At 67.9% G+C, this 26,030-nt stretch carries 23 protein-coding genes; 8 read left to right on the plus strand and 15 right to left on the minus strand.

Annotated elements, in window-relative coordinates; all coding sequences use genetic code 11:
* Window positions 1-182: 182 nt before the first annotated feature.
* Window positions 183-1,637 carry a glutamate ligase domain-containing protein gene (locus NL2_RS05330; protein ID WP_068072692.1) on the minus strand — a complete coding sequence of 485 codons (1,455 nt, stop codon included), beginning with the start codon at window positions 1,635-1,637 and terminating at the stop codon, window positions 183-185.
* A gap of 120 nt (window positions 1,638-1,757) precedes the next feature.
* Between NL2_RS05330 and proB the strand changes: the two genes are divergently transcribed.
* Both proB and NL2_RS05340 read left to right on the plus strand, forming a co-directional pair.
* Window positions 1,758-2,861: a glutamate 5-kinase gene (proB, locus tag NL2_RS05335; RefSeq protein ID WP_068072696.1), complete on the plus strand. Its 1,104-nt coding sequence runs from the start codon at window positions 1,758-1,760 to the stop codon at window positions 2,859-2,861.
* A 19-nt stretch (window positions 2,862-2,880) separates the two neighbouring features.
* The gene (locus NL2_RS05340; RefSeq protein ID WP_084355926.1) at window positions 2,881-3,792 is read left to right on the plus strand and encodes an NAD-dependent epimerase/dehydratase family protein; all 912 of its coding nucleotides are present in this window, start codon (window positions 2,881-2,883) and stop codon (window positions 3,790-3,792) included.
* Between the two features lie 45 nt (window positions 3,793-3,837).
* Here NL2_RS05340 and NL2_RS05345 read toward each other — a convergent pair whose 3' ends face one another.
* The 9 genes from NL2_RS05345 to NL2_RS05385 all read right to left on the minus strand — a co-directional run bounded on the left by NL2_RS05345 (window position 3,838) and on the right by NL2_RS05385 (window position 12,291).
* Entirely contained in the window at window positions 3,838-4,638 is an 801-nt protein-coding gene (locus NL2_RS05345) for a phosphoadenylyl-sulfate reductase (RefSeq protein ID WP_068072701.1), read from the minus strand.
* The gene (locus tag NL2_RS05350; protein WP_068072704.1) at window positions 4,631-5,071 is read right to left on the minus strand and encodes a DUF934 domain-containing protein; all 441 of its coding nucleotides are present in this window, start codon (window positions 5,069-5,071) and stop codon (window positions 4,631-4,633) included. Before NL2_RS05350 ends, NL2_RS05345 begins: the two co-directional genes overlap by 8 nt.
* Complete coding sequence (locus NL2_RS05355) at window positions 5,064-6,698, minus strand: nitrite/sulfite reductase (protein ID WP_068072705.1); 1,635 nt, start codon at window positions 6,696-6,698, stop codon at window positions 5,064-5,066. Before NL2_RS05355 ends, NL2_RS05350 begins: the two co-directional genes overlap by 8 nt.
* 1 nt (window position 6,699) lies before the next feature.
* Window positions 6,700-6,996, minus strand: coding sequence for a DUF2849 domain-containing protein (locus NL2_RS05360; RefSeq protein ID WP_068072708.1), 297 nt, complete (start codon window positions 6,994-6,996; stop codon window positions 6,700-6,702).
* Complete coding sequence (gene cobA, locus NL2_RS05365; RefSeq protein ID WP_068072712.1) at window positions 6,993-7,781, minus strand: uroporphyrinogen-III C-methyltransferase; 789 nt, start codon at window positions 7,779-7,781, stop codon at window positions 6,993-6,995. The genes NL2_RS05360 and cobA overlap by 4 nt, the downstream gene beginning before the upstream one ends.
* 92 nt (window positions 7,782-7,873) lie before the next feature.
* Window positions 7,874-8,803 (minus strand): mechanosensitive ion channel family protein, encoded by a 930-nt coding sequence (locus NL2_RS05370; protein WP_084355927.1) that lies wholly within the window; start codon window positions 8,801-8,803, stop codon window positions 7,874-7,876.
* The gene (gene metC / locus NL2_RS05375; protein ID WP_068072719.1) at window positions 8,800-10,041 is read right to left on the minus strand and encodes a cystathionine beta-lyase; all 1,242 of its coding nucleotides are present in this window, start codon (window positions 10,039-10,041) and stop codon (window positions 8,800-8,802) included. The genes NL2_RS05370 and metC overlap by 4 nt, the downstream gene beginning before the upstream one ends.
* Window positions 10,042-10,045: 4 nt before the next feature.
* Entirely contained in the window at window positions 10,046-10,870 is an 825-nt protein-coding gene (locus NL2_RS05380) for a sulfurtransferase (protein WP_068072723.1), read from the minus strand.
* A 152-nt stretch (window positions 10,871-11,022) separates the two neighbouring features.
* A complete protein-coding gene (locus tag NL2_RS05385; protein ID WP_157083043.1) occupies window positions 11,023-12,291 on the minus strand; it encodes a hypothetical protein in 1,269 nt (422 codons plus the stop codon).
* 198 nt (window positions 12,292-12,489) lie between these two features.
* Between NL2_RS05385 and queF the strand changes: the two genes are divergently transcribed.
* Window positions 12,490-12,960 (plus strand): preQ(1) synthase, encoded by a 471-nt coding sequence (queF, locus tag NL2_RS05390; RefSeq protein WP_068072732.1) that lies wholly within the window; start codon window positions 12,490-12,492, stop codon window positions 12,958-12,960.
* Between the two features lie 43 nt (window positions 12,961-13,003).
* Here queF and NL2_RS05395 read toward each other — a convergent pair whose 3' ends face one another.
* The 4 genes from NL2_RS05395 to NL2_RS05410 form a co-directional block, all read right to left on the minus strand.
* Window positions 13,004-13,882, minus strand: a complete 879-nt coding sequence (locus NL2_RS05395) for a transglutaminase family protein (RefSeq protein ID WP_068072734.1) — start codon at window positions 13,880-13,882, stop codon at window positions 13,004-13,006.
* 10 nt (window positions 13,883-13,892) lie between these two features.
* Window positions 13,893-16,370 (minus strand): circularly permuted type 2 ATP-grasp protein, encoded by a 2,478-nt coding sequence (locus NL2_RS05400; protein WP_084355928.1) that lies wholly within the window; start codon window positions 16,368-16,370, stop codon window positions 13,893-13,895.
* 17 nt (window positions 16,371-16,387) lie between these two features.
* On the minus strand, window positions 16,388-19,801 hold the full coding sequence (locus NL2_RS05405) for a transglutaminase family protein (RefSeq protein ID WP_068072736.1): 3,414 nt from the start codon (window positions 19,799-19,801) through the stop codon (window positions 16,388-16,390).
* Between the two features lie 144 nt (window positions 19,802-19,945).
* The gene (locus NL2_RS05410) at window positions 19,946-20,191 is read right to left on the minus strand and encodes a hypothetical protein (RefSeq protein WP_068072739.1); all 246 of its coding nucleotides are present in this window, start codon (window positions 20,189-20,191) and stop codon (window positions 19,946-19,948) included.
* A 257-nt stretch (window positions 20,192-20,448) separates the two neighbouring features.
* Here NL2_RS05410 and NL2_RS05415 point away from each other — a divergent pair, with 257 nt between their 5' ends.
* The 5 genes from NL2_RS05415 (at window position 20,449) to NL2_RS05435 (ending at window position 24,905) form a co-directional block, all read left to right on the plus strand.
* Window positions 20,449-20,715, plus strand: coding sequence for a spike base protein, RCAP_Rcc01079 family (locus tag NL2_RS05415; RefSeq protein WP_068072742.1), 267 nt, complete (start codon window positions 20,449-20,451; stop codon window positions 20,713-20,715).
* Window positions 20,716-20,718: 3 nt separating this feature from the next.
* On the plus strand, window positions 20,719-22,044 hold the full coding sequence (locus NL2_RS05420) for an SGNH/GDSL hydrolase family protein (RefSeq protein WP_084355903.1): 1,326 nt from the start codon (window positions 20,719-20,721) through the stop codon (window positions 22,042-22,044).
* A 356-nt stretch (window positions 22,045-22,400) separates the two neighbouring features.
* Complete coding sequence (xrtV, locus tag NL2_RS05425; protein WP_068072748.1) at window positions 22,401-23,363, plus strand: exosortase V; 963 nt, start codon at window positions 22,401-22,403, stop codon at window positions 23,361-23,363.
* Entirely contained in the window at window positions 23,360-24,082 is a 723-nt protein-coding gene (locus tag NL2_RS05430; RefSeq protein ID WP_157083044.1) for an exosortase C-terminal domain/associated protein EpsI, read from the plus strand. The genes xrtV and NL2_RS05430 overlap by 4 nt, the downstream gene beginning before the upstream one ends.
* Window positions 24,072-24,905: a hypothetical protein gene (locus NL2_RS05435; protein ID WP_157083045.1), complete on the plus strand. Its 834-nt coding sequence runs from the start codon at window positions 24,072-24,074 to the stop codon at window positions 24,903-24,905. The genes NL2_RS05430 and NL2_RS05435 overlap by 11 nt, the downstream gene beginning before the upstream one ends.
* A gap of 27 nt (window positions 24,906-24,932) precedes the next feature.
* Here NL2_RS05435 and NL2_RS05440 read toward each other — a convergent pair whose 3' ends face one another.
* Window positions 24,933-26,018, minus strand: coding sequence for a glycosyltransferase (locus tag NL2_RS05440; protein ID WP_068072756.1), 1,086 nt, complete (start codon window positions 26,016-26,018; stop codon window positions 24,933-24,935).
* Window positions 26,019-26,030 lie beyond the last annotated feature (12 nt).

Genomic DNA, 26,030 nt, shown 5'->3' on the forward strand with positions numbered 1-26,030 from the left:
GCGCATCAGCAGCCGCGACGGATCGATTTTTCTTGGTCCCGGTTAGGGGACAGCTGCATCTTGTACCTGCCATAACTTAGGCGCAAGTTAACAAATGGCTTAGTTCGAAATAATCCACAGCTTTGCCGACAGGCCGTGCTCGATCCCGGCCGGGCAGGATGCCGCTTTCTGGCGGCGGTGCGTCACGTCATTCGGGCCAGCAGGTCCTGCGCGAAGGCGGACAGCGTGTCGTCGCGCGCGCCCATTACCACGATGCGATCGCCCGGTTTGGCCAGCATCACGATGCGCGTTCCGCAATCGGCACGTGCCGCGATATGTTCGGCACGGCCGCCCGCCGCCTCGATCAGGGCCACGATGCGGTCGCTGCCGACCGACCGGTCGACCGTGCCGCCGAAATAGACCGGATCGCACAGGATCGTGATGTCGTCCGGGCCGGTCTGCGTCGCCAGCACGTGCGCCAGTTCCGCACCCATCTGGCGCAACGGACCATAGCCGTGCGGCTGGAAGAACGCGATGATCCGGCCCGGATGCGCGCGCAAGGTGGCCAGCGTGGCGGCGACTTTTTCCGGGTTGTGCCCGAAATCGTCGATCACGGTCACGCCCGCTGCGCTGGTGCCGACGATGTCGAACCGCCGCGCCAACCCGGCAAACCCGGCGATGGCCTGCACTGCATCGGCCACCGGCACGCCTGCTGCGCTCGCGCCCGCGATGGCGGCCAGCGCGTTCGACAGATTGTGGCGGCCTGGTATGCGCAAGGCCAGCGCATGGCGCGCGCCATCGCGCGCATCGATCACCGTGGCGGCAATCGTGGTTGGCCCGGCGACGATCGACCCCGGCTCCACGCGCAAATCCGCGTCCGCGCGATCGATCGCGAAGGTCAGCACGCTGGCCGCGCGCGACAGCAGCGCCGCGCTTTCGGCATCGTCGATGTTGACCACCGCCACGCCCGCGCGCGACAGGAAATCACCGAACAGCGCGCGCAGTTCCTCCAGGCTCTTGTGGTCGAGGCTGACGTTGTTGAGCACCGCCACGTGCGGACGGTAGAGCGCGATCGAGCCGTCGCTTTCGTCGACTTCGGACACGAAGGCATCGCCTGCGCCCACCCGCGCGCTGGCGAACGGCGCTTGCGGCGCGACGAAGTTCTTCATCACCGCGCCGTTCATGATCGTCGGATCGCGGTCGCAGGCGGTCAGGATCCAGCCGATCATGCCGGTGACGGTGGACTTGCCGCTGGTGCCCGCCACGCCGATCGCCATGGGCGCGGCGTTGAACAGCGTGGCCAGCAGTTGCGCGCGGCTCATCCGCGCACAGCCCAGCTGGGTGGCGCGCACCACTTCGGGGACGGTGTCCTCGACCGCGGCGGAGGCGACCAGCACCTGGTCGGCGCTGGCGATGCCGCTGCCGTCCTGCGCGAACAGTTCGATGCCCAGGCTTTCCAGCCACGCGAACTTTTCCGGGCTGCGGCCCTGATCGCGGCTGCGGTCGGACCCGGCAATTGCCGCGCCCTGCCCGCGCAGGATCAGCGCGAGCGGAAGCATGCCCGATCCGCCGATGCCGCAAAAGAACCACGGCTGTGCGGTCAGGTTGGCGATGTCGTCGGGGGACACGAGGGCGGCGGGTGCGGAAGCGTCGATCATGGCGGAAGTCTCGCTAGCCGCCAGGGCAAGGATTGTGAAGCCGGTGCGGTGAGGGCAGGTGTCAGCGGCTTCGGACCATTGCCCTCTCGCACTTGGCGAAAATCGGGCTATGGGGCGGCGATGTCTCTGTTCGCGCCTTCTGCCTGCCCGCGACTGGTCGTGAAGATCGGTTCGGCGCTGCTTGTCGATGCCGCCGGCGGCGTGCGCCGCGCCTGGCTGGAAGGCATTGCCGCCGACATCGCGGCCCGCAAACGTGCCGGCCAGCAAATCGCGGTGGTCTCGTCGGGCGCGATTGCGTTGGGCGCGCGGCGGCTGGGGCTGCCCAAAGGCGGTCGCGCCAGTTTGGAAGACGCGCAGGCCGCCGCCGCCGTGGGCCAGATCGCGCTGAGCCAGGTCTGGGCCGAAGTGCTGGCGGGCGAAGGCATCACCGCCGCGCAGATCCTTGTCACGCTTGACGATCTGGAAGACCGCCGCCGCTATCTCAACGCGTCGGCGACGCTCGAGCGGCTGCTGTCGCTGGGCGTGGTGCCCGTGCTCAATGAAAACGACAGCGTCGCTACCGCCGAAATCCGCTTCGGCGACAACGATCGGCTGGCCGCGCGCGTGGCGCAGGCGGCGGGGGCGCAAGGCGTGGTGCTGCTGTCCGACATCGACGGCCTGTACGATCGCAACCCCGCGCTGCCCGGCGCGATCCACATCGCGCGGGTCGAAAAGATCGACGCCGCGATCGAGGGCATGGCCGACCGGGGATCGGCCTCGGGCATGGGATCGGGCGGAATGGTGTCCAAGATCGCCGCCGCGCGCATCGCCAACGCGGCGGGCGCGCACCTTGCCATCGCATCGGGCCGGGTCGGGCATCCGCTGGCGGCGACCGCGCGCCACACGCTGTTCGTCGCCGAAAAATCGGCGCCCGCGCGCAAGGCGTGGCTCGCCGGAGGGCTGACCGCGCGCGGTATCATTCATGTCGATGCCGGTGCCGCCAGGGCGCTGGTCAAGGGCGCCAGCCTGCTCGCCGCCGGGGCCATGCGGATCGAGGGGCAGTTCGCGCGCGGCGACCTGCTGGCGATCGCCGGCCCCGACGGCGTGCTGGCGCGTGGACTTTCGGAATACGATTCGGACGATGCGTTGCGGCTGGTCGGCACGCGCAATGCCGCGCACGCCGCGATCCTGGGCTATGCGCCGCGCGCTGCGCTGGTCCATCGCGATCACATGGCGCTTGTCTGATGCAGGTATGGGTCTGAACATGCTGGCAATTACCGGCGCGACCGGCTTCGTCGGGCAGGCGCTGCTCGACGAGGCGGCCCGGCAGGGCATCGCGGTGCGCGCGCTGGCTCGGCGGCCGCAGGATCCGCGCGACGGGGTCGAATGGATCGCGGGCGATCTGGCCGACGGGATCGCGCTGGCCCGCCTGGTCGATGGCGTGAGCGCGGTGATCCACGTCGCCGGCGTGGTCAATGCGCTCGATGCCGCCGGGTTTGAGGCGGGCAACGTCGCAGGAACGCTGGCGGTGGTGGAAGCGGCCATCGCGGCGGGCGTCCCGCGCTTCGTCCACGTTTCCTCGCTGTCCGCGCGCGAGCCGCAGCTGTCGGCCTATGGCGCGTCCAAGGCGCGGGGCGAGAAGATCGTCGGCGCCAGCGGCCTCGACTGGACCATCGTGCGCCCGCCGGGGATCTATGGTCCGCGCGATGCCGACATGTTCGAACTGTTCAAGCTGGCACGCCGGGGGGTGATGCCGATGCCGCCCGACGGGGGCCGCGTCTCGCTGATCCACGTCGCCGATCTGGCGCGGCTGTTGCTCGCGCTGGTGCCGGGGGGCGAGGACGTGACCCATTGCACGTTCGAGGTGGACGACGGCCAGCCCGGGGGATGGAGCCACTATGAGATGGCGCGCGCGATCGGCCACGCCATGCAGCGTCGGCCGTGGGTGCTCCACCTGCCGCGCCGAGCGCTGGATCTTGTGGCGAAGATCGACCGCCGGGTGCGCGGCGACAAGGCGCGGCTGACCGCCGACCGCGTCGGCTACATGTGCCATCCCGACTGGGTGGTGCGCGAAGCGGCCCGTGTCCCGTCGGCGCGCTGGACGGCGCAGATATCGACGCGCGACGGCCTGCGCGCCACCGCCGCGTGGTATCGCGAGAACGGCTGGATCAAGTAGGCGACGTTGCCGCGTTGAACTGGCGGCTATTTCGCGGGCAGCATCTCAGAACACCGGATCGTATCCCGGGGGCAGCTCGCCATCGGGGGTGCCGGGGACGTGGATGCCGCATTCGGTCTTGTCCCAGCCCTGCCACCGGCCCGAGCGCGGGTCTTCGCCCGGCGCGACCATGCTGGTGCACGGCGCGCAGCCGATCGAGGGATAGCCTTGCGCCACCAGCGGATGCGCCGGCAGCGCGTGCGCGTTGAAATAATCCTCGAGGTCCTGCTTCGACCAGCTGGCCAGCGGATTGATCTTCAGCCGCCCTTGCGCGTCGCTGTTGTCGATCTCGAAGCGCGGCAGCCCGGCGCGGGTCGAGGACTGGAAACCCTTGCGTCCGGTGATCGTGGCGTCGAACGGCAGCAGCGCTTTGGCCAGCGGGATGACCTTGCGGATCTCGCAGCAGCCGTCGGGATCCCATGACCAGCGCAAGCCGTTGTCGTCCTTGGCGGCGAGCACCACAGGATCGGGTTCGATCACCTGCAGGTTGGTAAGGCCCAGCCGTTCGACCAGCAGATCACGGTACACGATCGTTTCGGGAAAATGCTTGTGCGTTTCCAGGAACAGCACCGGCGTCGCCGGATCGACCGACGCGACCAGTTGCAGCAGCACCGCGCTTTCCGCACCGAAGCTGGAAACCACCGCGACGTCGCCCGCCAGCCGGTCGTGCAGCACGTTGCGCAGCATTTCCTGCGTGTCGGTGCCGCGAAACAGGTTGTTCAGCCGGATCGCGTCGCTTTCGGTAAAGCGCGGGCCGGTATCGATGCGGTCGCGTGCGCGTTCGCCCACCCTCAACTCCCTACCCATGACGCAGTGCCCAGATCGGCGCGCGGCCATCGACGGTCTTCTGGTAGACTTGCGGCCACGTCAGAATTGCCTTTTCGGCGGCGGCACGATCGATCGGCACTTGCGGTGCGAAGCTGTCGAACCCGCAGCGATGCATGTGCGAAAGCTGGTCGAGCAGCACGTCGCCGACCGCGCGCAATTCGCCGGCATAGCCCGCTTCGCGCAGGATGCGCGCGGAGGAATAGCCGCGCCCGTCGCCGTACGTGGGGAAGTTCACCTCGACCAGCGCCAGCCGCGCCAGATGCGGCAACAGCGCGCGCGCATCGTCGCCCGGTTCGATCCGCACGGCGGCGGCATTGGTCTGTTCCGCGAAGGAATCGACCGTCACCGCCGGGTCGGACACCGGCTCGTCGTCGCGAAAACGCAGCGAAGTACCAGATTGGGGATCAACCATAGATCGCCTCCTTGAACGGCTCCATGCCGATACGGCGGTAGGTGTCGAGGAAGCGCTCCCCGTCGGTGCGTTTGGCGAGATAGACGTCGGTGGCCTTTTCGACCGCATCGACGATGCCGTCCTCGTCGAAGCCGGGGCCGGTGATCTTGCCGAGCGAGGTATCCGCGCCCTCGCTGCCGCCGAGCAGCAGCTGGTAGTTTTCCAGCCCGCGCTTGTCGACGCCGAGGATGCCGATGTGGCCCGCGTGGTGGTGGCCGCAGGCGTTGATGCAGCCCGAAATCTTGAGCTTCAGCTCACCCAGTTCCCGCTGGCGGCCGGTGTCGGCAAAGCGCTCGCTGATCTTCTGCGCCACCGGGATCGACCGCGCGTTGGCGAGGCTGCAGTAATCGAGGCCCGGGCAGGCGATGATGTCGCCCACCAGATCGAGGTTGGCCGTGGCCAGCCCCGCCGCATCGAGCTGCTGCCACAGCGTGTACAGATCGGCCTTGCGCACGTGCGGCAGCACGATGTTCTGCGCGTGCGTGACGCGCAGTTCGTCGAAGCTGTAGTGCTCGCCCAGGTCGGCCATCAGCCGGATCTGGTCGGCGCTGGCGTCGCCCGGGATACCGCCCACCGGCTTCAGGCTGATCACCGCCACGGCATAGCCCGGCTGCTTGTGCGCAATCGTGTTCTGGTCGAGCCACAGCGCGAAATCGAGATCGGACCGGTCGACGGTGTCGGACAATCCGGTTTCGAACGCCGGATCGGGAAAGAACCCCTTGATCCGTTCCAGTTCGGCCAACGGCGGTTCCAGCCCCAGCGTCAGCATGTGGGCAAACTCGGCCTCGACTTGCGCGCGATAGGCATCGGCGCCGATTTCGTGGACCAGGATCTTGATCCGCGCCTTGTACTTGTTGTCGCGGCGGCCGTGCTGGTTGTACACGCGCAGGCACGCCTCGGTGTAGGTGACCAGATGGTCGAGCGGCACGAATTCGCCGATCACCGGCGCGATCATCGGGGTGCGGCCCATGCCGCCGCCGACATAGAACTTCGCGCCCAGCTCACCCGCCGCGTTCTTCACCAGCTGGATGCCGATGTCGTGCAGCCGCATCGCCGCGCGATCGGTGTCGGATGCGATCACCGCGATCTTGAACTTGCGCGGCAGGTAATCGAATTCGGGATGGAACGTCGACCACTGGCGCAGCAGTTCGGCATAGGGGCGCGGATCGACGATCTCGTCGGCGGCGGCACCGGCGTACTGGTCGGAGCTGATGTTGCGGATGCAGTTGCCGCTGGTCTGGATCGCGTGCATTTCCACGGTCGCCAGATCGGCGAGGATGTCGGGCGTCTCGTCCAGCTTGATCCAGTTGTACTGGATGTTCTGGCGCGTGGTGAAGTGGCCGTAACCGCGATCGTACTTGTCGGCGATGTCGCCCAGCAGACGCATCTGCTTGCCGCTCAGCGTGCCATACGGGATCGCCACGCGCAGCATGTAGGCGTGCAGCTGCAGGTACAGGCCGTTCTTCAGCCGCAGCGGCTTGAACTGGTCCTCGGTGATGTCACCCGCCAGCCGCCGCGCGACCTGGTCGCGGAATTCGGCGACGCGGGCATCGACCATCTGCTGGTCGTAGGTGTCGTACTGATACATCTCAAATCACCCAGTTGCCGGCCTGCGTGTCGGCAGGCTTGAGGGTCAGGTCCATGCGCACGGTCGGCCCCAGCGCGCGGATGCGGTCCTTGATGTGCGCCGGGCGGATGCCGTCGGCGGTCTGCTCGGCGTCGATCGCATAGCCGGCGTTGACGCGGCGCGCGGCGTCTTCGGCGGCGAGCACGGCTTCGGCGTGTTCGCCCACGTCGACCGCATCATCGACGTGGCGCGACCAGTCGCTGCCCGTCCACCACACCACGTCCCCGCTTTTGAGGTCGTTTCCGGTCAGGATCTTCATTGCGCCATCTCCGCCAGTTCCTTCAGCCGTTCGGCCGTTTCGCGCCCGGTCACGTCACCGATCACGATCACGGCAGGGCTTTTCACTTTTTCGCGCACAACCAGTTCGCCAAGACCGGCGAGCGGCCCGCGCAACACGCGCATCGAACGGCGCGCGGCGTTTTCCACCACCGCCAGCGACATCGCGGGCGACAGGCCATCGGCGATCAGCTTTTCGGCGATCGCGTCGGCGGTGGCCACGCCCATGTAGATCACCAGCGTGCGACCCACCCCGGCAAGGCCCGCCCAGTTCTGTTCGGCCAGGCCCTTGCACTGGCCCGCCACGAAGCTGACGATGCTGGCGCTGTCGCGGTGGGTCAGCGGGATCTGCGCAGCGGCGGCGGCGGCGTTGGCGGCGCTGATGCCGGGCACGACGTCCACCGGAACGCCAGCGGCGCGGCACGCCTCGGCCTCTTCACCGCCACGCCCGAAGATGAACGGATCGCCGCCCTTGAGGCGGATCACGTCGTTGCCGGCCCGCGCCTCGCGCACCAGCAGCGCGTTGATGTCGTCCTGCGCCATGGTGTGCCGCGCGCGCGCCTTGGCGACCGAGACGAAGCGTGCGCCGGCAGGCGCCATGGCCAGGATCGAGGGATCGACCAGCCCGTCATGCACCACCAGCCGCGCACTCATCACCAGCCGCGCGGCGCGCAGCGTCAGCAGGTCAGGATCGCCGGGCCCGGCACCGACGAGATACACCGTGCCCACGCGAGGCGCGCCGGGAAGCTTGGTTGCGGAACTTTTCATGCCAGCCACTTGGCGATTGCGCCGCGCCGGTGCCAGCGAGAATGGATTGGGCAGAGGCTAGGTCAGCTTTAGTGGGCGGTCAGTGGTCGAGATCAGCGGTCGGACGCATCGCCCGTCGCCGCGTCACGCGCCGCGATCAACCGTTCCAGTGTGTCGCTGCCGCGCAAGGCGATGTCCTGACGCGGGTAAGGGATTTCGATGCCGTGTTCGGCAAACAGCGCCAGCACGCCTTTCAACACTTGCGAGCGGACGTTGCCGAGCCCTTCCTCGGGATCGCAAATCCACACGATCACGTTGAAATCGAGCGAACTGGGCCCCAGCGCATTGAGCAGCACGCCGGGTTCGGGCTGGTCGAGCACCCGGCTGGCGGCGCGCGCGGCCTGCAGCATCAGGCTTTCGGCGAGTGCGACGTCGCTGCCATAGGCGATCGACACGGGGATCTGGATCGCCACCTCGCGGCTGGAATAGGACCAGTTTTCAACCTGGCTGGTCATCAGGTTTTCGTTGGGGATCAGGTATTCGCGCTTGTCGCGCGTGGTCACGGAGACGGCGCGGATGCCGATTTTCTTGACCTGCCCGAAGCTGGAACCCTTGCCGTCGCTGACCGCGATCACGTCGCCCGGCTTGATCGACCCGTCCATCAGCAGGATGATCCCGGCGATGAGGTTGCCGAACGTCTTCTGCAGGCCGAACCCGATGGCGAGGCCGAACGCGCCCGAAAACACGGTCAGCGCGGTCAGGTCGATGCCGAGGATGTCGATCCCGACCAGCACGGCCAGCAACCACACCGCGATCGACACCAGCTTTTCGCCCAGCACCCGCTGCGCCACGTCCAGCCGGGTCAGCCGCGCGAAAATGCGCTTGGCCAGCCTGCTGCCAAGGCGCGCGAGCACGAACATCGCCAGCACGACCAGGATGATCCACGCCGCGCCCCACAGCGAGATGTGATGCTTGCCGACGTCGAAACCGATCTGGTCGAGCAGGTCGATCGCATCGGCGACCGCGTGTTTGAGATCGTTCATGCGCTGGCGCCCGCCGCGCGCCACGCGGCAAGCCCGCCGTCGAGATCGGCGATCAGGTCGCCGGTATCCTCAAGCCCGATCGACAGGCGCACGCCGAACCGGTCGGCGGGATTCATGCCCGGCAGCGGCCAGCGCGTGGCGGTGCGCAAAGCTGCCGGATCGACCGGGGTGGCCAGGCTTTCGAACCCGCCCCAGCTGTAACCGATGCCGAACAGCGTCAGCGCATCGATCAGTGCATCGCGCGCGTCCGCGCTGCCGCCGTTCATCACGAAGCTGAACAAGCCGCAGCCGCCGGTGAAATCGCGGGTCCAGATCGCGTGGCCGGGCGAACCGGGCAGCATCGGGCACAGCACGTGCGACACTTCGGGCCGCGCTTCCAGCCACTGCGCGATGGCCAGCGCGCTGGCGGTCTCCTGCGCCAGCCGCAGCCCCATCGTGCGCAGCCCGCGCAAGGCGAGCGCGGCATCGTCGGGCGAAACGACGTGGCCCAGTTGCTGCGCCGTACGGCGCAACCGGGCGTAGAGATCGGCGCTGGCGCTGGCGCTGCCCATCATCAGGTCGGAATGGCCGCCGACATGCTTGGTCAGCGACATGATCGCGATGTCCGCGCCTCGGGTCAGCGCGGGAAAGCCGAGCGCACTGGCCCAGGTGTTGTCGAGCAGCACGGTCACCCCGCGCGCCTTGGCGATGGCGGACAGGGCCGGCACGTCCTGCACCTCCAGGGTGAGACTGCCCGGCGTTTCGAGCAGCACCGCACGCGTGCGCTCGCAGATCGCGGCGTCGAATGCGGCTATGTCGAGCGGATCGAACCAGCGCGTTTCCACGCCCATGTCGGCCAGCAACCCGCGCGCCATCGCGCGGCTGGGCTCATAGGCGTTGTCGGTCATCAGCAGCACGTCACCGGGGCGCAGCACGGTGATCAGCGCCGCCGCGATCGCCGCCACGCCCGACGGGTAGAGCATCGTGCCGTGCGCGCCGGGCTCCAGCTGCGTCAACGCCTCGGCCAGCGCCCACTGCGTCGGCGCGCCGCGCCGGCCATAGAAGAACCGCCCGTCCTCGTTGGTGCGCGGCCCCGCCTTGTGCGCGGCCATGTCGGGATACAGATGGGTGCTGGCGCGCCACACCGCAGGGTTGACCACGCTGCCCGGCTGGCCCGGCGTACCCGTCCATTCCGGCCTCCGGCCCGCCGCGACGAGCTTCGTCGCGGGCTGCAGATCGTCACCGGAGGACTTCGTCATCGGGTCAGGCGACGACCTCGTTCGCCTTGCCGGTCGCCTTGGGCGTATCAGGATCGGCACCCCATTCGGCCCAGCTTCCGTCATACAGCGCCACGTCGGTCTTGCCGAGCAGGTGCGCGGCGAAGATCACGACGTTGGCGGTCATGCCCGAACCGCAGCTGCTGACCAGCGGCTTGGCCAGATCGATCCCGGCGGTTTCGAACGCCTTCTTGAGCTCGGTCTTGGCCTTCCATGTGCCGTCGGCGTTGAACAGGCTGGCGTAAGGCAGGTTGCGCGCGCCGGGGATATGGCCGCCGTCGAAGCGTTCGCCGCCGCGCGCATCGACCACCTGCTCGGACTTTTCGTGCAGGTTCTTCAGCATCGCGGCCTTGCTGCGCAGGTTCTTGTCATCCTGCCACACGGTGAAGTGGCGGTGGCGCAGGCTTTCCTTGCCCTGTTTGCACGGGCGGCCTTCGGCCTTCCATTTGGCAATACCGCCATCGAGCAGCGCCACGTCGTGCGCGCCGAACATCGTCAGCATGAACCACGCGCGCGTCGCGCTCTTGATCGGGCTGTCATCGTACAGGACGATGCGGCTGCCATCGCCCAGACCCAGGCTTTGCATCCGGCTGGCGAACTTTTCGGCGGGCGGCAGCGTGTTGGCGACCGGCGAGTTGCTGTCGGTCAGGTTGCCCAGATCCATGAACACCGCGCCGGCAATGTGGCATGCCTCATATTCGGCGGCGGCATCGCGTCCGGTGTCGGGCAGGAACACGCTGGCGTCCACGATGCGCAAGTCGCTGGCTCCCAGTTCCTTGGCGAGCCATTCGGTCGATACCAGCGAATCCATGATGTTCTCCTGCCTTGTGATCGTCTGTGACGTTTTGCGTTTCAGGTCAGTCCTGGGGAGGAGACGTCAGCAATAGTCGGCCAGCCGGGCCTAGTCGAGCCGTAAAAAGGATCAATGATGCGGCTGCGCGCCTCTGCGCGAGGCGGCGCGGTTCAGGCGGGCATCGGCAGGCTGCGCTGGCCGAGCTGCGAATACAGGCGGGGCCCCAGATCGAGCCGGAACGGCTGGAGCCGCGCGGCGTCGCCACCGGGCTCCTGCCCGACCAGGAACGCGCTGCGCGACGTCACGCTGCGCCCGTCGGGGTCCGACGCGGCGATCGCGAAGCGCGCGAGCGGAACGAACAAGTGCGCCGACCCGCGCCGGATCGGCGTGATCGACCCCAGTGGCAGGCGGATGTCGCCGCCCAGCACCACGCTTTCGCCCGGCGCCAGCGTGGCGACGCGGTGCAGTGGGGCCAGCGGCGCGCCATGGCCCAACTGCTCCTCCATCGGGCGCGATGCGTGGGCGGAAATCATGTCGCCGCCGATCTCGACTCCCGCCAGCGTCGTGGTGCCGGTGTTGGTGATCGACAGCCGGTATGACAGCGTGGCGTTGACCAGCGTCGCGCTCATGCGCGTGGCCTCGAGCGCCAGCGTCAGCGCGGACACCGGCTCGGCACCGAAGTCGGGCGAGGGCATGGCGGCGGCTGTCGCGGTGACGGGCACCGCGATGGTCGTCTCGCTCGGCGTCGTCGGGGCACCGGGCATGTCGTCGATCGCGATGGTCGGGGCCTGCGGTTGGGCCGGCATCGCAGGCACGATCGGGCGCACGAATTCGGGCGCGGGCAGGGCGAGCGGCCCATGCGTGCGTCGCCACCAGACCAGGCTGCCAATGGCCGCGACCACCACCGCCAGCGCGCCGGCGACCCAGGGCCAGCGCGATGCGCCCTCGGGCGCTGCGATGATGGCCGGTTCCGCTGCCGCTTTCGTTGGGCTGGCAATGGCAGTCGGCACCGCAAACGGTGAGCCGGTCGGGGCAGCGGCAACGCCGTCGCTCGCGATCGGGGCGGGGGCGAGCGTTGGCGGGCTGCTTGCGGCCGCCGCCGGGGCTGGCGTCCGCACCGGGTTGGCGGCAGGAGCCTTCGGCGCGATGCGTTGCGGTTGTGCCGGCCGCGGCGATGGCTGGGGCGCGCGGGTGGTGTTCGGGGATGACGCTGCCGTCGGTGCGGCGGGAGTCGGCACGATGATCGCCGGTTTGCTGGTCGCGGGCGAGGGCGGCGGCGCTCCCGCCTCGGTCGGTCCTGCGGCAGTCGGGGTGGCGCTGGGCTTGACCGGCAGCTTGAACGTGGTGACATCGCCCGGCGGCGCATCCTGCGCGCGCACCACCGGCGCACCCATCAGCGCGAGCGCCAAGGCCAGCGCCACGGCGCCCGCACCCGACACACTCCGCGCCGCGAAAGGCCGGTGCCCACGCCTGTTTGTGTTGATACTGCGCTTGTTCATGGAATCCCTGTCAGCAGGCTTTGCTCCTGCAACGCGCGGTTGAATAGCGCCTGAACCCGTCGCGGCCAACCGCCGACTTGCCGCATTGCTGCGATAAGGGCATGCGGCACAGAAGTTTTTTCGCCAGGACGACACCGCATGACCGATCGCGCCCCGCCTCCCCCCGGCCCGCTCCATCTGGGGCAGACAAGCACGTTGCCCGCCAGCCCGGAGGCGGCGGTGCTCGATTACGTGCCCAATCCGCGCACCGGTACGCTGTATCTCGTGCGCTTTGCCGCGCCGGAGTTCACCTCGCTGTGCCCGGTCACCGGCCAGCCCGATTTCGCGCATCTGGTGATCGACTATGCGCCGGGCGAAACCATCGTCGAATCGAAGTCGCTCAAGCTGTTCCTGGGTTCGTTCCGCAACCATTGCGGGTTCCACGAGGATGTCACCGTCGGCATCGGCCAGCGCCTGTTTGCCGAGATGCAGCCACGCTGGCTGCGGATCGGCGGCTACTGGTATCCGCGCGGGGGCATCCCGATCGACGTGTTCTGGCAGTCCGATGCGCCGCCGCCCGCGCTGTGGCTGCCGGACCAGGGTGTGCCCGGCTATCGCGGGCGGGGGTAGGGGTTGGCGGGGCAGCTCCGCCGCGCCCCATGATCCTCCCGCGTCACAAGTCCTGCGGCATCATGTCCACTTCGACGCGCGTGGTCTGGCGGGGCGAGCCGAGGTACACGCCATCGACCGGCGAGACGTCGGCATAATCGCGGCCCATGGCGACCACGACGTAATCCTCGTCCGCCACGCGATCGTTGGTCGGGTCGATGGCGATCCAGCCCAGGTCCGGGCCGCACCACACGTTGACCCACGCGTGCATCGCGTCCGCGCCGATCAGCCGCGGCATGCCCGGCGGCGGGACCGTGCGGATATAGCCGGCGAGATAGGCGGCGGGGATGCCGTGCGCGCGCAAGCCTACGATCAGGATGTGCGCGAAATCCTGGCACACTCCGTGCCGCGCGCGAAACGCCTCGATCGGCGGGGTGTCGGTATCGGTCGCACCGGGGCGGTAGGCGAACTGGGCATGGAGCGCCGATGACAGCGCAAGGATCGAAGGAACGATCGCTGCGCCGGGGTCCAGATACGGCGCGGCCCAGACACCGATCTCGCGTTCGATCGTCGCCAGCCGCGAACTGAACAGATAGGCGGCCGGCGCGAACATGCCGAGGTCCGCCAGATCGACCGCCGCGCGCCGCACGTGCGCGATGGTGGGCGACGTCGCGCCAAGCGGCGGCGGGGTGAACACTTCCACGCTGAATTCGCTGAGCACCGACAGCTCGCCCAGCGGCGCGTCGATCTCCAGCCGGGTGGTATTGACCGGGTAGGGGCCGAACCGCTCCCGCCGCCGGTGGGGCAGCGGCGTTACCGACAGGCGGTAGTTCAGCAACCGCTGTCGCGGCGATTCGATCGGTTTCAGCCGGATGTTGAACCGGGCTTCATCGACCGCGCTGTCGTACGTGAGCGTCGAAAGGTGGCGCACGTGATAGATCATGGCCGGCCGCTCATTCGGGCAGCGCCGCCGCCACGCGCGCTTTGGGCCGTTCGACCGGCAGGAAAAAGCGATGCGAGATGGCGTCCGACAGGTCGCGGATCGACTGGCCGAGATCGCCGATCGTCCAGTCGTCGAGCTTGGTGGCGTCGAGCGCGGCAATCCGCGCCGAAATCGCGCGCACCAGCCGCAGCGGCGCTTCGGCCATGCCGTCGTCCGCCAGCGAGGGCAGCGCAGCGATGTGATCTTGCAGCCGACCGATCTGGAAGGCCAGCGTGCGCGGATGATTGGGGTCGAGCAGGATCATGTCGAGCACCGGCGCCACAAACGGGATCGCCAGATAGCGCCCGCGATAAAGATAGCGGCAGTCGAACAGGTCGAGCAGCGCGGAAAGATCGTCGGCGCTGGCGCTGCCGGGGATCATCCGGCGCGCCGCATCGATGCAGGCGCTGGCCCGCTCGATCCGCATGCCCATCTCGAGGAACCGCCAGCCCCACGACCGGCCCATGTTCTCGGCAACAAGGCCTGACAGCGCCGAAATCCGGTCGATCAGGATTTCGCTGGCCGCCGCCAGCGAATCGCTGTCGAGCGCGGTGTAGATCGGCATCCCGCGGTTGACGATGCGCCAGCTGTCGGCGGTGAGGTGTTCGCGCAGCAACCGGGCCATGCGGCGCATCGCCTCGATCTGCGCGATGATCGCGCCAGGATGCTCGCGACTGCCGAGCGCGACCGTTGCCAGCCCTTCGGGTGTGCCGCCGCCGGGATTGACCGCGTGCCACCCCGCCAGCAAGGCTGAAATACGGCTGCGCACGGTCGCACTGGTGGTGTCCTGTGCGCTGCCGCCGGCGGTGGCCAGCAGCGTGCGGATAACGCGCGCGGTCATCGCGGTGCGCTCTGCATAGCGGCCCAGCCAGAACAGGTTGTCCGCCGCCTGGCTGGTCAGCTCGCTCGCCGCGCGGCGGATACGCGGCGGGACCAGCTTGACCGGGGCCGCCGCAGGGCGATCGTGCCATTCCTCGACAATGCAGACGTCGGCCGAAAGATCGTCGGCGCGCATCAGCGGCGCGCGCAGCGCGCCGGCCTGTGAAATCCGCGCAAAGCCGCCGGGCATCATCGTCCACTGGCCGTCGGCATCGCGGGTCAGGAACGTGCGGATGGTGAACGCGCGCGGCTCGAACTGCCCGTCCACCAGGCACGGCGTGGTCGACTGATGGACGATTTCCTGCCCGACATAATCCATCGGCCGCCGCCGGATCGCCGCGATCAGGGCATCGCGTTCGGCGCCGACGAAGCTGGCACCCATGCGCGTGCGGGCATCCTCCAGCCCGGCGACAGGATTGCGGAACGCCGAGCTGATCACCAGCTCGTCCAGATGGCGGAGCACGTGCGCGCATTCGCGTTCCTGGCCGCACCACCAGGTCGCCGCGTTGGGCAGTTTCAGCCGCGCGCCCCCCAGCGTGCGCGCCAGCCGGGGCAGGATCGCAGCCATGGCGCGCGCCTCGACCACGCCCGATCCCGGCCAGTTGGCCACCACCAGTTGTCCTTCGTCGCAGGCGGAAAACAGATCGGTCACGCCGATCTGCGATCGCGAATCGAACGCCAGCGGATCAAGGTTGCGCGCGTCGATCCAGCGCCACAGCGCATCGATCCGCTTCAGTCCGGCGATGCTGCGGACATACAGCCGCGAATCGCGCACGGTCAGGTCGCGGCCCTCGACCAGCGGAAAGCCGAGGTAGCGCGCCAGATGCGCCTGTTCGGGATAGCTCTGGTTGAATGGGCCCGGCGTCAGCAGCGCGATGCGCGGATCCTCGCGCGGGCAACGCGCGGCAATACCGCCGCGCATCGCCTCGAGGAACGCGTTGTGGCCCTCGACCCCGATCGAGGCGAGCAGGCTGCCGGTACCGCGCGACAGCGCGATGCGGTTTTCGATGGCATAGCCGATGCCGGTGGGCAGTCGCACGCGATCGGCCAGAATGCGCCATTCACCGGTCGGCCCGCGCGCCAGATCGACGCCGTAGACGTACAGGTGCTGGCCCGACGGCGGCGTAACGCCCACCATCTTGCGCGCGAAATCCTTGCTGCCGGCCACGATCGGCGCGGGAATTTTCCCCTCGGACACCAGCTTCTGCTCGCCGTAGAGATCGGCGATCACCGCTTCGAGCAGTTCGGCCCGTTCGATCAGGCCGTCCTCGACCCGGCGCCATTCGTCCGCCGCGATGATGATCGGCATCGGGGTGAGCGGCCAGGGGCGCTCCTGCTGGTCGCCGGTGAGGCGGAAGGCCAGCCCCAGATCCTCGACATGTCGCTTGAGATACGCCTGCGCCTTGTTGGCGCCATCCGCGCCCGAGACGCGGATCGCGCGGGCCACGTCCTGCCAGCGCGCGGCGATCGCCGGGGAGGCGGTGGCATAAACGTCACCGCGCCCCGGATCGGGCGCATAGCCCTCCAGCCCGGACTGCGCCGGGTCCGGTCCGTTTGAAGCGGCGCTCATGGCTGCGCCAACGCGGTTCATCCGATCCGCGCAGGGCGCCTGAGATCGAGCGTCATCGGGAAATCCCCGGCGATTTCGACCGGGGGTTTCGCGGCCGGCCCGGGGGTATGCCCATAGCCTTGGAACCGCGCCTTGCGCCGCGATTCCGCCTCGTACCCGTTGATCGGCACGTTATCGAACGACCGTCCGCCCGGATGCGCCACGTGATAGATGCAGCCGCCCAGCGAGCGCCCGTTCCAGCTGTCATAGACATCGAACGTCAGCGGCGCGTCGGCTTTCAGCAGCGGGTGCAGGCAGCTCGATGGCGTCCACGCCTTGTAGCGCACGCCGCCCACGCCTTCGCCCGAAACGCCGGTGGGGTGCATCGGCACCTGCCGCCCGTTGCAGGCGATGATGTGGCGGCCGGGGATCAGGCCGCGCGCGCGCACCTGCAGGCGTTCGGTCGAACTGTCGACATAGCGCACCGTGCCGCCGATCGCGCCGGTTTCGCCCAGCACGTTCCACGGTTCGAGCGCGTGGCTGATTTCGAGCAGCACGCCGCCGGCCTCGATCTCGCCATGCACGGGGAAGCGGAACTGGCGCTGCGCCTCGAACCACTGCGGATCGAAATCGTAACCGCCCCGGCGCAAGTCATCGAGCACTTCGAGGAAGTCGCTCCACACGAAATGCGGCAGCAGGAACCGATCGTGCAGTCCGGTGCCCCAGCGCACCAGGTTGCCCTCCTGCGGTTCGCGCCAGAACAGCGCGGTCAGCGCGCGCAGCAACAGCTGCTGGGCAATGCTCATGCGCGATTCGGGTGGCATTTCGAACCCGCGGAACTCGACCAGCCCCAGCCGCCCGGTCGGGCCATCGGGTGAAAACAGCTTGTCGATGCAGATTTCGGTGCGGTGGGTGTTGCCGGTGACATCGGCCAGCAAGTTGCGGAACAACTGGTCGACCACCCACGGGAACGGCGGCGGCTGGTCGGGGTCTGCGCTGGGTGGGGGCACCTGGCTCAGCGCGATCTCCAGCTCGTACAGGCTTTCGTGCCGCGCCTCGTCGATACGCGGGGCCTGGCTGGTCGATCCGATGAACATGCCGGAAAACAGGTAGCTGAGCGCGGGGTGGCGCTGCCAGTAGATCACGAAGCTTTTCAGCAGGTCGGGGCGGCGGATGAACGGGCTTTCGGTGACGCTGGCGCCGCCCAGCACGATGTGGTTGCCCCCGCCGGTGCCGATCGAGCGCCCATCGACCATGAACTTGTCGGCGGTCATGCCGCATTCGCGCGCGGCTTCGTAAACCTGCGTGGTGATATCGACCAGCTGCGGCCAATCGTGCGCGGGGTGGATGTTGACCTCGATCACGCCGGGATCGGGGGTGACTTTCAGCAGGTTGATGCGCGGATCGGGCGGCGGCGGATAGCCTTCGATGCGCACGGGAATGCCCAGCCGCTCTGCGGTCTGTTCGATTTCCGCGACCAGTTCGAGGAAATCCTCCATCGCCTCGACCGGGGGGATGAACACCGACAGGTACGTGTCGCGCGGTTCCACCGTCAGCGCAGTGCGGACCGCGCCTTCGATGATTTCCTGCTCGACCACTTCCTGCTGCTTGCCCTCGGCAGCGGCGACGCGTTCCGAGCGTTGCGGCGCGCCGGGCGCGCCCGGGGTGGCGGCCTCGATCTCCTGCCGTCCCACTTCGGGCGCCTGCGAGCGATGGTCGGCCAGCGGCGCATACGGATCGGTCGTCACGCGCGGATGGATGTAGGGGTAGTCCGACGGCGGCACGTACGGCAGCGAGCCCAGCGGCAGGCGATAGCCGAGCGAACTGTCGCCCGGCACCGCGAACAACGCGCCGCGCCGCACGGTCCACTGCTCGCTTTTCCAGCGCGGATCGGCCTTGGCGGCGGCCTGCCAGCGCTGGATCGGCAGGACGTAGCCCACCGGCTTGGACAATCCGCGCGAGAACACGCGCAGCAGCCGCGCGCGCTCCTCGGGATCGTCGAGCTTGGGATCATTGGGCGTGACGTTGACCGGCAGCTCGCCCTCGCGCTCGATCCATTTCGTGGAATCTTCGAACACCGGCAGGATATAACCTGTATCGATGCCAAGGCTGATCGATGTCGCTTCGAGGAAGGTTTCGGCCACCGTCGCATCAATCGGGCCGGATGGCGTCGCGGGTTCGGCGTCTGACTTTGCCGCAGGCGCAGCCGGATCGGGCGCGATGAGGTTCACGTCGTGCCACAGCGGCTGGCCGTCGGTGCGCCAGTACAGCGAATAGCCCCAGCGCGGCAGGCTTTCGCCCGGATACCACTTGCCCTGTCCGTGGTGGAGCAGCGCCCCCGGTGCCAGCCGCGCGCGCAAGTTGCGGATCAGGCGATCGGCATACAGTGCCTTGGTCGGCCCCACCGCGTCGCCGTTCCATTCACCCGCCTCGGGGTCGTCCGCGGCGATGAACGTGGGTTCGCCGCCCATCGTCAGGCGCACGTCCTGCGCGACGAGGTCGGCGTCCACTTTCGTGCCCAGCGCCAGCAGCGCGTCCCAGCGCGCATCGGTGAATGGCTTGGTGATGCGCACCGCTTCGGTCACGCGCGAGACGTGCATCTCGAAGTGGAAATTGACCTCTGCCGGTTCGGCCACGCCCGAAACCGGGGCGGCAGAGCGGAAGTGCGGGGTCGCTGCCAACGGAATGTGGCCTTCGCCGGCGAACAGCCCCGATGTCGGGTCGAGCCCGATCCAGCCCGCGCCCGGCACATAGATTTCGGCCCAGGCGTGCAGGTCGGTGAAATCGGCTTCGGGGCCCTTGGGGCCTTCGACCGGCTCGATATCGGCCTTCATCTGGATGAGGTAGCCCGAGACGAAGCGCGCCGCATAGCCCAGCCGACGCGCCAGGTTGACCATCAGCCAGCCGCTGTCACGACACGATCCGGTGCCCAGCTCGAGCGTTTCCTCGGGCGTCTGCACGCCCGGTTCCATCCGCGTGACATAGCCGATGCGCTGCTGCAGCGCCTGGTTGACCGCCACCAGGAAATCGATCGTGCGCCCGCGAAAGGCGGCGAATTCGGTTACCAGCGAATCGAGCAGCGGGCCGCCCGGCTCGGGATCGAAGTACGCGGTCAGGTCTTCGCGCAGCGTGGCGTCGTAGGTGAACGGAACCGTTTCGGCGCCTTCCTCCACGAAAAAGTCGAACGGGTTGATGATGTCGAGATCGGCGATCAGGTCGACGGTGACCGAAAAGAAGCTGATCCGTTCGGGAAACACGATCCGCGCCAACCAGTTACCGTGCGGGTCCTGCTGCCAGTTGAGGAAGTGGTTGGCGGGTTCGATCTTGAGCGAATAATTGGGAATCGCGGTCCGGCTGTGCGGGGCTGGGCGCAACCGGATCACTTGCGCGCCAAGCAGCACGGGGCGATCGTAGGTGTAGCGCGTCTGGTGGAACAATCCGGCTCTGATCATGCGTCGGAGTAGAAGTCATTTGATGCTGCACCGCAACACATAAATCCGGGAACGGCGGATTATGCGGCGCGGTTGAAAGGCGGCGCCGGTGGGCATCGCCGGTCGCCAGTCCCGGATCGGAGGCCCCGGATCGGACCCCCCGGATCAGAATGCGGTAAACGCAACGATCGCGATCGCCAGCCACACCAGGCAGCCCAGACCCAGCCCGATGACCAGCCCCTTGGGTGCGCGCATCGGGCCGCGCGCGGCGTCCGAAGCTGCGGTGCCGGGGGCCGCGACGGCCGGATTTCCGGAAGGGCCGGGGTTTTCCGAAGCATTGTCGCCGGACGAATCGTCGTCGGGCACGCCGGGCGGCGGCGATGCAGACCGAAAATCGCGAAAGTGGAACACGGCCTACTTCTCCTGCGTGTCGATCCGCAGTCGATCGGCGCGCTACCCCCAACGTAGTTAACGCCGCAGGGTAAAGTCCCGGTAAACATTCGCAAGCGAAATTCCCGGACCACCGACGTGGCGATGAACGAACCAAATAGGTAAAATCAACTTGACAATAATCGCCATATCGGCATATATGCCACGACAGTTCCCGTGGCCCGTCACCAGCGGTGGCCGGCGTTCCATCCCATCCCCACCCAGCAAGGACGGCAGCGATGACCGAGCAATTTGCCTACCAATCGGACACAACCATATCTCCATCGCGTGCGCCTTACGCGGTGACCCCCAGCGATACGGTCGAGCTGCCGTTCATCCCCAAGGGGGTTTACGTCGGATCGGGCGGGGACGTGGTGCTGCGCGGGGTGGGCGGCGCCAGCGACGTCACCTATCGCAACCTGCCCGACGCCAGCTACATCGCCGTCCGGGTCCAGTTCGTGCGCGCCACCGGCACGACAGCCGCCAACATTGTCGCGGAGGCCTGAGCAATGTCCAGAGTTTCAGGCGGAATCGGCGGCATGACGCCCAAGTTGCGGCAACGGCTCGCGCTGCTCTCGCGGCTGCGCGCGGCGGCGTCGGCGGCCGCGATCGCCAATCCCGAAGATGCGCCGGTCATGGCTGCGCCGCCCACCATCGCGACGTCGGCCACCGCGACCGCCGCGCTGACGCAGATCTACACCTTTGCCAGCAACCCCGGCGTGTTCCGCACCTCGGGCGGGATTCCCACGGTCCGCACCGATACCGCGACATACTGGGTGTTCCCGGTGACCAAGATCGGCAACGGCGTATCGGCGGGTGGTGACTTGCCCGGCTGGACCGCCGATGCGGAAGACAACCAAGGGTCGGCGTCGATCACGTTCGACACCGATGCCGATGTGGTGGAGTTCGCGCTGTTCCGCAATTCCAGCGTGGGGCGCGGGTACTGCTTCATCGTCGATGGCGCCTATGTCAGCAAGACCGTGACCGACCTTTCGGCGGCAGGGGGCGGGCTGGGCCGGTTCGTCAAACTGACGTTCGCAAGCCGCAAGATGCGCACGATCACCGTGGAAGGCCGATCGAACCAGATGCAGTTTTCCAGCGTGGCGGTCGGCCCGACCGCGCTGGTCAACTATCCGCGCGGGCAGGACGTGACCGCGATCTTTTCCGGCGACAGCTTTACCGAAGGGCAAGGGTACAGCGGATGGCGCCCGGCAGGGTTGACCGAAATCGCGCAGCGCCGCCTGGGCATCACGCGGATGTTCAATCTTGCCATCGGTGCGACCGGCTACACCAACGACAGCGGCGCTATCCGTCGCAAGCAGGTGGACCAGATCACCGATGCCACGCGGGGCTGGGGCCGGGCCGGTGTGCCGTGGAGCAATCCCGACCTCGTGATGTTCGCCAACGGCTACAACGATCGCGCCGCGATTTCGAGCAATGCCACGATCCGCGCCACGTTCAAGACCAATGCCAAGGCGGCATGGACGGCCGCGCGGGCGCTGTATCCCAACGCGCTGTTCGTGATCGTGTGCGGGTTCGGCGGGCGCAGCGGGCCCAATGCCGACACTCTGGAACAGGACGTGGCGCTGAAGGAAGCTTTCGCCGAATGGGCCGACAACTTCGCCATGTTCATCCCGGTGAACAAGGACGCCAGCGTGACCGGGTTCGTGCCGTGGCAGACCGGCACCGGCTATGCGGGTGCGACGACCGGCATCGGCAACAGCGACGTGACGACGTCGAGCGATGCCACGCACCCTGGCGATTATGGTCACGACTATCTGGCGCAACGCTTCGTCGCGGCGTTCCATGTCGGGGTGGTGCGGCTGACGGGTTAGGCGGAGAGCATCGGCGACGGGTTGTGGTGATCGGCCGATACCCGTCGTTTGCGCAGCCGGAACGGTCGGCGGCCCTGGCTGGTGCCAGAATGGGACGGCCTGGCACCCGGCGATACAACCGATCCGGCGCCGGTTATTGCAGGCTCGCCCTGCCACCGGGCTGCGATGACATCCAGTGTCGAACGGTGGAATTCCGTTACATCGCTTGAGGTTGCCATTAGAATCCTTATTCGGGTCATTTCGGAAAGTAGTGATCTGCAATGCCAGACCACGCCTGCCATCGTTCTATTGATCCATTTTGGAGTATTCGCATGAATTGTGATGAAGATACTTCCAATTTGACTTAATACGCCGCGATGGTTGCAACTGCCAAAGGTTTGGTTTCCCGCGCGGAGTTGCTCAAGGGTCCGGGGGCGCACGATCGCATCCGTGACTTGCGGCGCAACTGGGTGCTGCTGCTGGCGGCGGTGGTCATGGCCGCACCGGGGCTCGTCGCGCTGGCGCAGAACTACTGGTCGACCGAACAAGGTGCCGCCGGGCCGATCGTTTTTGCGACCGGCTTGTGGCTGCTCTGGCTGGAATCGGACGGCATGCGGCGGCATCGCGACCGGTTCGCGCTGCCGCTGGCGATCGTGGCCATTGCCGGTTGCGGGTTGTTTGCGATCACCGCGGCGGTCACGGTCAAGCAATGGCTGCAATTGCTGGGCATCTACCTGGCGCTGGTCGCGCTGCTGTATTACGTCTTCGGGTGGCGGCAACTGCTGCGACTGTGGGCGCCGGTCGTGTATCTGGCGTTCGTCATCCCGCCGCCCGACAACCTGGTCATACCGCTGACCCACGGGCTCAAGGGGTTCGTCGGCGAGGCATCGATCGCGCTGCTCGGTGCCTTGCATTATCCGGTCGCGTACGACGGCGGAGTGCTGTTCATCGGGCCGTACGAACTGGTGGTGGCGGCGGCGTGCTCGGGCCTCAATTCGGTGGTCAGCCTGACCGCGATCGGCTTGTTCTACGTGTATCTGCTCCATCGATCGACATGGCGCCACGCCGCTGTCCTGGCGCTGGTGATGGTGCCGATCGCGCTGTTCGCCAATATCGTCCGCGTCGTGCTGTTGTTGTTGCTGACGTACCATTTTGGTGAGGCGGCGGGGCAAGGTGTGTTCCACCAGATTGCCGGCCTGCTCATTTTCGCGATAGCCTTGCTGTCACTGATCGGCGTCGACGCGCTGCTGGCGCCCTTCCTCGCATCCCGGCGGCGCGCACCGGCCCCCTCGCGGGCACCCGCACGGGAGCAGGCACCGGCACAGGCACAGACGGCGTGACCTTGACGCGGCGCGATATCCTGATCGGTTACATGATGGTCGCAACCACAGTCACCTCGGTGATGCTGCGGCCCCGGCGGATGTTTTCACGGCTCACGCATGGCGAACTTTCCGCCGCGATCCCCAAGGTGCTCGATGACTACCGCTTCGTCACCGCCTCGGGGCTGGTGGTCCCCCCGCGCGACGAACTTTCGGACCGGCTTTACGACGAGGTGCTCACCCGCGTCTATGCCGCGCCGGGCAAGCTGCCGGTGTTTGCACTGCTCGCCTACGGCAGCGTGCAGAACCTCAGCCTGGAACTGCACCGACCCGACGAATGCTATCCGCAGCAAGGCTTCCGCATCACCGAGCCTGAACCGGTCCGGTTCGCGGCCGGATCGCAGGCGATCGGCGCCAGCGTGCTCACCGCGCGGCGTGCCAACGGTTACGTCGAACAGGTGTTGTTCTGGAGCCGGATCGGCCGCCATTTCCCGCAGGACCGCACCAGCCAGAGCCTGCTGGTCGCGCGCGAGAACTTCGCTGGCCGCATGCCCGACGGCATTCTCGTGCGATTGTCGGTGCCCACGTCCGACCGGGCCGCCGGGCTGGCGGCAGCCGAAGATTTCATGCGCCAGCTGGCAGCGCGCCTCAGCCCGCTCGGGCGCACGATCGTGTTTGGTCAGGGCGAACCGGGCGAGCCGCGCGGCGATGGTTTGGGGGGAATGTCCAATGATGCGTGATGTTATGGGATCGGCCGGGCGCTGGGCGTTAGTCTCTGCGGGAGTCTTTGCGGGGGCGGCATGCCTGTGCGGCTGCAGTCCCGGCAAGCCGGCCGGGCAGGTGGTTGCCAGCGTCGATGGAATCGAGATCACTCGCCGCGAGGTAGCCGCCGAACCCGAAGTCGGCCGGTTGCCGGCGGGCAGCGATGTCGATGCCGCACTGCCCGGCCTGCTCGGAGCGGTGATCGACCGCAAGCTGGCAGTCCGCGAGGCACGGGCACTCAAACTCGATCGGACGCCCGATATCCAACTGCAGCAGGAACGCCTCGGCGAAGTGCTGCTGGCACAGGCCATGGCCGAACGATGGAGCGCGGCGATGCCGGCTCCGTCCGCGCAGGAGATCGCCGCGTTCATCGCCGGCAACCCGCAGATGTTCGATGGTCGCAAGGAACTGCTGATCGACCGGATTGCGATCGGCAGCGACGGCTTCGATGCCAGGTCGCTGGCGCCGTTCAGCACCACCGACCAGATCGCCGCATTCCTGGCTGGGCGCAAGGTCGCGTTCGATCGCGCGCGCGCGCCGGTGGACACGGCCAAGCTGGCCGCACCGCTCTACCGTCAGATCGTGGCTCTCGCGCCGGGCTATCCCCTCGCCAACGTCGGGGCAGGCTCGGTCGAGGTGATATCGGTGGTTCAGTCGCGCGACACGCCGACCGCGGCGCAGGACCGTACCGCTGTCGCTGTCGCCGGAATCAGGCAGGCCAAGCTGCAGCAGAAGCTGTCCGCGCTGCGCAAGCAGGCGCGAATCGAATACCAGCCCGGCTACCGCCCGCCCGCATCGTAACCGCCCCCGTTGCCGCCGCGCCCGGCGTCAGGTCCGGTTGGCGATGGACTGTGCATAGACGCGCGAAAGCCCGTCCACCGTCCGGTCGATCGTGAACCGGTCGAGAAAGCGCTGCCGCCCGGCCTGGCCCATCGCGACGATCTGCGCGTCGCTGGCCGAGAGCAGCGCGTGGCGCAGCGCTTGCGGGTCTTCCACGGGCACGAGCAGGCCGGTGGCGCCACGGTCGACCACTTCGGGCAGGCCGCCGACGTCGCTGGCGATCACCGCGCGGCCCGATCGCATCGCCTCGACCGCGACCAGTCCGAACCCTTCCCACCGCGATGGCACGACGACCACGTCGCACCACGCCAGTTCGCTGCGGATGCGGTCTTCGTCGCACCAGCCCAGCATCGTCACGCCGTCCGCCGGTGCGGGATCGATCGGCTGGTCGCCGACCACGGTGGTGCCGATCACGCGCAGGGCGATGCGATCGGCCAAGCCGTCCACCGCTGCGAACAGCACGTCGATGCCCTTCTGGCGGTCCAGCCGTCCGATGAACAGCACGCGCCGGATCGGACCGGGGACCGGTGGCGGCGGTGGCGCGATGTCGGCCATGCCGTTGAGCACGGTCACGATGCGATCGGGCGCGATGCCGATCGCGATACCGCGCCTGCGCTCGTAGTCCGAAATCGCCACGACCCGGTCGCACCGCCGCGACAGCAGGCGTTCGGCGAGCGCGATTGCGCGGTTGCGCAACGCCGATCGCTCCATGTCGAACGCCCAGCCGTGCGCGCAATAGACGATCGGAACCGGTCCGAGCGCCGGGCGCGCGCACAGCCGCCCGGCAAGGCCTGCGAACGTCGAGTGGAGATGGACGCAGTCGGGTTCGAACCCGCGGATCTGTTCGGCGATGGTCCGGCGCAGCGCCGCAATCGACCGCACCGACCGGCCGCCTGGGTGGTCGAGCAGCACCCGGTCGGACGCTGGAATATCCGGCACCTGCCCGGCATGGGCTTCGGGCAGGATCGTGCGGACCGCCGCGATGGCGGGATCGACCAGCTGACAGCGCACGATCTGGTTGAGATAGGTCCCGCAGCCGCCCTTGATCGATTCCGCCACGTGCAGGATGCGCATTGCGGGTTTCGC

This window comes from Novosphingobium lentum NBRC 107847, from assembly GCF_001590965.1.
GTDB classification, from domain to species: Bacteria; Pseudomonadota; Alphaproteobacteria; order Sphingomonadales; family Sphingomonadaceae; genus Novosphingobium; species Novosphingobium lentum.

Coding starts and splice junctions, on each gene's coding strand:
- NL2_RS05330 (WP_068072692.1), bottom strand. CDS start 1,637: ATGATCGACGCTTCCGCACCCGCCGCCCTCGTGTCCCCCGACGACATC.
- proB (WP_068072696.1), top strand. CDS start 1,758: ATGTCTCTGTTCGCGCCTTCTGCCTGCCCGCGACTGGTCGTGAAGATC.
- NL2_RS05340 (WP_084355926.1), top strand. CDS start 2,881: ATGCTGGCAATTACCGGCGCGACCGGCTTCGTCGGGCAGGCGCTGCTC.
- NL2_RS05345 (WP_068072701.1), bottom strand. CDS start 4,638: ATGGGTAGGGAGTTGAGGGTGGGCGAACGCGCACGCGACCGCATCGAT.
- NL2_RS05350 (WP_068072704.1), bottom strand. CDS start 5,071: ATGGTTGATCCCCAATCTGGTACTTCGCTGCGTTTTCGCGACGACGAG.
- NL2_RS05355 (WP_068072705.1), bottom strand. CDS start 6,698: ATGTATCAGTACGACACCTACGACCAGCAGATGGTCGATGCCCGCGTC.
- NL2_RS05360 (WP_068072708.1), bottom strand. CDS start 6,996: ATGAAGATCCTGACCGGAAACGACCTCAAAAGCGGGGACGTGGTGTGG.
- cobA (WP_068072712.1), bottom strand. CDS start 7,781: ATGAAAAGTTCCGCAACCAAGCTTCCCGGCGCGCCTCGCGTGGGCACG.
- NL2_RS05370 (WP_084355927.1), bottom strand. CDS start 8,803: ATGAACGATCTCAAACACGCGGTCGCCGATGCGATCGACCTGCTCGAC.
- metC (WP_068072719.1), bottom strand. CDS start 10,041: ATGACGAAGTCCTCCGGTGACGATCTGCAGCCCGCGACGAAGCTCGTC.
- NL2_RS05380 (WP_068072723.1), bottom strand. CDS start 10,870: ATGGATTCGCTGGTATCGACCGAATGGCTCGCCAAGGAACTGGGAGCC.
- queF (WP_068072732.1), top strand. CDS start 12,490: ATGACCGATCGCGCCCCGCCTCCCCCCGGCCCGCTCCATCTGGGGCAG.
- NL2_RS05395 (WP_068072734.1), bottom strand. CDS start 13,882: ATGATCTATCACGTGCGCCACCTTTCGACGCTCACGTACGACAGCGCG.
- NL2_RS05400 (WP_084355928.1), bottom strand. CDS start 16,370: ATGAGCGCCGCTTCAAACGGACCGGACCCGGCGCAGTCCGGGCTGGAG.
- NL2_RS05405 (WP_068072736.1), bottom strand. CDS start 19,801: ATGATCAGAGCCGGATTGTTCCACCAGACGCGCTACACCTACGATCGC.
- NL2_RS05415 (WP_068072742.1), top strand. CDS start 20,449: ATGACCGAGCAATTTGCCTACCAATCGGACACAACCATATCTCCATCG.
- NL2_RS05420 (WP_084355903.1), top strand. CDS start 20,719: ATGTCCAGAGTTTCAGGCGGAATCGGCGGCATGACGCCCAAGTTGCGG.
- xrtV (WP_068072748.1), top strand. CDS start 22,401: ATGGTTGCAACTGCCAAAGGTTTGGTTTCCCGCGCGGAGTTGCTCAAG.
- NL2_RS05435 (WP_157083045.1), top strand. CDS start 24,072: ATGATGCGTGATGTTATGGGATCGGCCGGGCGCTGGGCGTTAGTCTCT.
- NL2_RS05440 (WP_068072756.1), bottom strand. CDS start 26,018: ATGCGCATCCTGCACGTGGCGGAATCGATCAAGGGCGGCTGCGGGACC.